Annotated in this window: 5 protein-coding genes and 1 pseudogene; 2 read left to right on the forward strand and 4 right to left on the reverse strand. The window is 74.4% G+C overall.

The genetic code is table 11. The annotated features are described in order from the left end of the window. The first annotated feature begins 104 nt into the window (after window positions 1-104). A complete protein-coding gene (gene pdxA / locus E1265_RS32980) occupies window positions 105-1,082 on the forward strand; it encodes a 4-hydroxythreonine-4-phosphate dehydrogenase PdxA (RefSeq protein WP_243741285.1) in 978 nt (325 codons plus the stop codon). Between the two features lie 11 nt (window positions 1,083-1,093). Then, window positions 1,094-1,885, forward strand: a complete 792-nt coding sequence (locus tag E1265_RS32985) for a DeoR/GlpR family DNA-binding transcription regulator (RefSeq protein ID WP_132934639.1) — start codon at window positions 1,094-1,096, stop codon at window positions 1,883-1,885. Between the two features lie 127 nt (window positions 1,886-2,012). On the opposite strand, the gene E1265_RS32990 is transcribed toward E1265_RS32985, so the two are convergent. The 4 genes and pseudogenes from E1265_RS32990 to E1265_RS33005 all read right to left on the reverse strand — a co-directional run. Then, window positions 2,013-2,786: a hypothetical protein gene (locus E1265_RS32990; protein ID WP_132934640.1), complete on the reverse strand. Its 774-nt coding sequence runs from the start codon at window positions 2,784-2,786 to the stop codon at window positions 2,013-2,015. 182 nt (window positions 2,787-2,968) lie between these two features. Continuing rightward, window positions 2,969-3,432: pseudogene (locus E1265_RS32995) on the reverse strand (hypothetical protein). Window positions 3,433-3,580: 148 nt separating this feature from the next. Further along, complete coding sequence (locus tag E1265_RS33000; protein WP_132934641.1) at window positions 3,581-4,405, reverse strand: pentapeptide repeat-containing protein; 825 nt, start codon at window positions 4,403-4,405, stop codon at window positions 3,581-3,583. 41 nt (window positions 4,406-4,446) lie between these two features. Continuing rightward, the coding region (locus tag E1265_RS33005) for a serine/threonine-protein kinase (RefSeq protein ID WP_132934642.1) at window positions 4,447-5,397 on the reverse strand (951 nt) is incomplete at its 5' end.

The raw sequence follows: 5,397 nt of genomic DNA on the forward strand, positions 1-5,397 counted from the left end.
GCCCCGACCATCTCCACCAAGCGGAAGGCCACCTCATGAGCTCGTCAACCACCCCCGTCGCCCCCGCCGGCGGCACCGGGCCGCTGCCGCTCATCGCCGTCACCATGGGTGACGGTGCCGGCATCGGCCCCGAGGTGATCGTCCCGGCGGTGCTGCACCCCGACACCCTCGCCCGCTGTCGCCCGGTCGTGATCGGCGACGCCGAACGACTGCGCCAGGCCGCCGGGCTCCTCGGCGGCGAGTCCGAGGTCGACGTCGTGCCCGTGAAGGCGCCCGCCGAGGCTGAGTTCACCCCCGGCCGGATCAACGTCGTCGACCTCGCCCTGCTCCCCGCCGACCTCCCGTGGGGCCGGCTCTCGCCCGTCGCCGGCGATGCCGCCTACCAGTTCGTGCGCGTCGCCGCCGAACTCGCCCAGGCCGGCGCCGTCCAGGGCATCTGCACCGCCCCCCTCAACAAGGAGGCGCTGCACGCCGCCGGCCACCTCTACCCGGGCCACACCGAACTGCTCGCCAAGCTCACCGGCGTCGACGAGGTCTCCATGATGCTGTCGACGCCCACCGTGAAGGTCATCCACGTCACCACCCACATCGGCCTCATCGACGCCGTTCACCGCATCGAGCCCGGCCTCGTCGCCAGGACCGTGCGGCGCGGCCACGAGGCCATGGTCCGCGCAGGCGTCCCCGCGCCCGTGATCGGCGTCTGCGGCATCAACCCGCACGCCGGCGAGAACGGTCTCTTCGGCTACGGCGAGGAGGAGGAGAAGATCGTCCCCGCCCTGGAGGAGGTGCGCGCCGAGGGCATCGACGCGCGCGGCCCGCTCCCCGCCGACACCGCCTTCTTCCTCGCCGGGCGCGGCGACTACGACCTGATCGTCGCCATGTACCACGACCAGGGCCACGGCCCGGTCAAGGTCCTCGGCCTGGAGGCCGGCGTCAACCTCACCGTCGGCCTGCCCGTCATCCGCACCTCCGTCGACCACGGCACCGCCTTCGACATCGCGGGCACCGGCACCGCGGACGCCGGCAGCATGGTCGAGGCGCTGCGGCAGGCGGCCGAGATGGCCACCAGGCCCGCCGACTGACGGAGCGACCGATGCCCACCGCCGGATCCCGCGCCCGCCGCGACGAGATCGTGCGCCTCGCCACCACCAGGGGCCTGGCCAGTGTCGCCGACCTCTCGCGCAGCTTCGGCGTCTCCCCGTCCACCATCCGCCGCGACCTCGCCCGGCTCACCGCGGAGGGACGGATGGCCCGCACCTACGGCGGGGCGATGGCGCTGGTCGCACACCCCGAGGCGTCGCTGCGGCAGCGCACCGGCGAGGCGTTCGAGGCCAAGCGGGCCATCGCCCGCTGGGCCGCCGTCCAGATCGGCTCCGGCGAGACGATCCTGCTCGACGGCGGCACCACGGTTCGGGCACTCGCCCACGAGCTGCGCGACGCCGAGCTCCTGACCGTCGCCACCGTCGGGCTCCCCGCCCTGGAGGAGTTGGCCGACGCGGACGGCGTCCGCGTCGAGTGCCTGGGCGGCACCCTCCGCCCGGTCAGCCAGAGCTTCGTCGGCCCGTTCACCGAGGCCGCGCTCGAACACCTCAGCTTCGACCGGCTCTTCCTGGGCACCGACGGCGTCGCCGCCGGCTTCGGCATCTGCGAGGCCGACCTGCGGCAGACCCGCCTCAAGGAGCTGATGGCGCGCCGCGCGGAACGGGTCTACGTCCTCGCCCACGGGGCGAAGGTGGGCCGGCGCCCGTTCCATGCCTGGGCCAGGCTGCCGGGCGACTGGACGCTGGTCACCGACACCGCCGCCGACCCGTCGGCGGTCGCGGCCCTGCGGGCGGAGGGGGTCTCGGTGGTGACGGTCGGCCTGCTGGACGGCCTGCCGGTCTGAGCGGCTCGAAGGGGCCTCGGCCACGGACGTCCCGAGGCCCTACGCGGCGGAGCCGCCCTCGGCCCCGGCGGCGGCGCCGTCGGCAGGCGATCGACGGGATTCCGCGGGGGGTACGAGCCTGGGCGTGTCATCGTCGCGGCCGTCGTCCGGCATCCACGCCGCGTCGACCGACCCTCCCGAGCGTCACCCAGCGCTGGACGTGAGGGAAGAACTGGTCGTGTGCTCGTGGCAGCCCTACGGCACCGGCCGACGTGGCGTTACGAGGCGCCCACCGCCGGATCCCGGGCGAGGCGGCGTTGGAGTTCGGCGTGGTGAAGCTGGTAGGTGGCACCGACCTGGCGCAGGACCCCCGGCGGTGGGCGTCCGCGAGGAACGGCATCAGTTTCCACGGCACCCGGCCACGCAGGGCCAGCCACCAGCGGGCGATGGTGAACGATCCGAACCTGGCCTGGAGGAAGCCCCAGGCCAGCCCGGTGGCGACGCCGTTGGCCAGCCCCGTCTGGATGCCTCGCGACGTACCCAGGACTGATCCGACGACGAAGACGGTGGCGAGTCCGATGGCGAGGCCACCCGCCAGGGCGGTGGTCCAGAAGGTCGTGCGGTCCTGGCGCAGCACCGTCTGGGGGTCCGCGGCGACCTTCGCCTCGGCCGGCTTCGCCTCCAGCCCGGCATCGAAGGAACCTCCGGCGGCGGCGACCGGTCCCGACAGCACGCCACTCACCATGCCTGCCTGCGGGGTGACGGCAAGCCAGATCGCGGCACCGCCGCCCAGGGCGGTGAGGATGCCCAGCGGAGACCAACGGAACCCTCGGGCCTGAAGGCGATGCCTGCCCAGAGTGACGATGCAGGCGGCGGCGACCGCGAAGCCGAAGCTGTTGACCAGCGGAGCCGTGTCTCCCATCGCTGGGTCGCCGACGAAGGCCCCGACGAACGACGCCGCGACACCGCTGGCCAACCCCGTTCGGAAGCCGCCGAGGAATCCGGGAACGAGCCCCAGTGCCAGTCCGCTGATGAGGCAACCCGCCGGGCTGTGACTTCACGGTGTCGAGCACGGTCGCCGATGGTCGCGGTCGCACGGACTCGTCAGGCGCTTCCGGGCCGCGGTCCGCCGTCGCCCGACGCGGGGCCCGGTCGCTCGTCTGACTGCGTGGGCGCCGTGGTGAAGGTCAGGTCGGAGAAGTCCCGGCCGAGAACCACCGGTCCGTACTGTGTTCGGCCGCTGATCGTGTTGTGCACCGCGCTGTCCACCCGCACCAGCCGGGCCTGTTCGTGCCAGGCGGTCAGGTCCGCCCTGAAGTCCCCGTCCAGCGCGGCGCGTACGGCGAGCGTCGTGCTCAGCGCTTGTGTCCGTTGTTCGTCGGATGGGTCCTCCTCCACTCTCGCCAACTCCGCTACCCCGGAGCTGACCGCCGGTCCCGGCTCGCACCCTCGTCCCGCCGGAACGGCCGCCGCACCAGCGCCGACAGGGCGGCCCACACCTGTCTCCCCAGCTCGCCGCCCGCCCCGCCGGCCAGCGCCGCCAACAGCCCGACCGATACCGGTTCCATCACACGCCCTCCCACCAGAACGCACATGAGCCGTCACCTCGCGTGGACGAGGGAGGGCCGGCGGTGGTTCCGCGGCGTGCCCTGGTGGTGCTTCGGAAGGTCCGTGCGACGGAGGCCGCGCAGGGCGGCAGCGAGGCGTGGCGGCGCGCTACCAGTGTGTGGGACGGTCGAGCCCCGCCGGGAGCCTCGTCGAGGCGTCGCCCCGCGCCGCGTTCACCTGTGCCTGGGTGAGGAACAGCGCGTCCCGCAGGTCCGCGCCGGCCAGGCCGGCGTTCCGCAGGTCGGCGCCGAGCAGGTCCGCCGACCGCAGGTCGGCGCGGTTCAGGTCGGCCGCGATCAGCAGCGCGCCCCGCAGCGAGGCGCCCCGCAGGTCGGCGCCGCGCAGCCGGGCTCCGGCCAGGTCGGCGCCCCTGCGGTCCCGCCGCCGGCCGGGCACCAGGGCCCGCACCAGCTCGCTCGCCCGCCCCAGCAGCTCGCCCGCCTCGGCCCGCAGCACCGGCACGTCCACCGCCGTCAGCTCCTCGGGGCCCCTGCCGGCCAGCACCTCGACCCGCCGGGCGAGAGCCCGCAGTTCGCCCCGCAGCGGACGGGCCGCCGGCCGCGCGGTCGCCTCCGCCAGATACCACAGCAGCTCGTGCAACTGCCGCACCACCGGGAACGCCGCGAACATCGCGCCCGCGGTCTCCGGCGCCGAGCGCCAGTCCCGCCCGCCGAACGTGACCTGCGAGACCCGCTGCCCGGCCCCGAAGCAGTCGAAGACCGTGCAGCCGGCGAAGCCGCGCTCCCGCAGCCCGGCGTGGATGCCGCAGCGGAAGTCATCGTCCAGGTTGCCGCAGGGTGTGCAGGCCGCCTTGCTGACCGCGAAGTCCGCCGAGGCGGTGAACGGCAGCGCCACGCAGCACAGCCCGAAGCAGGTGCCGCAGTCCGCCCGCAGGGCGGCCCGGTCCACGACGGCCGACGTTTTCTCCGACACGGTTGCTGATCTCCCGAGGTTTCGCGCTTCCGTGCCACGCGTTACGCCAGACGCGGCCCGACGCCTCCATGGTCGCAGGGCCGGGAGCGGTCACGCGCGCAGGGCCCAGACCGTTCCGCCGCCGTCGACGACGACCACCAGATCGCCGTCGGACGCCGGGTCGCTGACGTGGTGGCTGTCGAACGTCCCGCGCCACGCCTCGTCGGCCCGCCGAGTCGGCGCAGCTCGTCGGCGAGCGCGGCGGCCGAGTCGTACCGCTGCTCCGGGTCCTTCGCCAGCAGCCGGAGCACCACCCGGTCCCACGCGGCGGAGACGCCGGGCGTGACACCGCTCGGCGCCGGGGGAGCGTCGTGCAGGTGCGCCGTGAGGTACCCCAGGGGGTCCGGGGCGGTGAACGGCGGCCGTCCGGTGAGCAGTTCGAACAGCACACAGCCGAGCGCGTACAGGTCGCTGCGCCGCTCCGGGTTCCCGCGGGCCTGCTCGGGCGGCATGTAAGCGGCCGTGCCCACGAGGAAACCGGTGTGCGTCAGCCGGTCCTCGGTGGTCGAGGGGTCGGCCGCGCGGGCGATGCCGAAGTCCAGCACCTTCACGCCGCCCGAGTTGGTGACGAGCACGTTCGCCGGCTTGATGTCACGGTGCAGGATGCCGGCGGCGTGCGCCTCGGCGAGGGCGTCGCAGATCCCCGCGCCCCAACGCGCGGCCGCGGTCCCTTCGACGGGGCCGCGGCGGATGACGGCGTCGAGCCCCCGGCCCCGGAGCAGTTCCATCACCAAAAACGGCGTGGTGCCCTCCGGCGTGGCGGTCTCGCCGAGGTCGTGGACGGTCACGATGTTCGGATGCTGGAGGGCGGCGGTGATCCGCGCCTCCCGCAGGAAGCGGGCGCGGGCCTCCTCGGCGCGGCCCCCGCCGCCGGCGAGGGCCGAGACCACCTTCACCGCCACCGGCCGCCGCAGGCTCTCGTCGCGCGCCTCCCAGACCTGTCTCCTATACAC

This window comes from Streptomyces sp. 8K308 (genome assembly GCF_004348315.1).
In the GTDB taxonomy this organism is placed as follows: domain Bacteria; phylum Actinomycetota; class Actinomycetes; order Streptomycetales; family Streptomycetaceae; genus Streptomyces.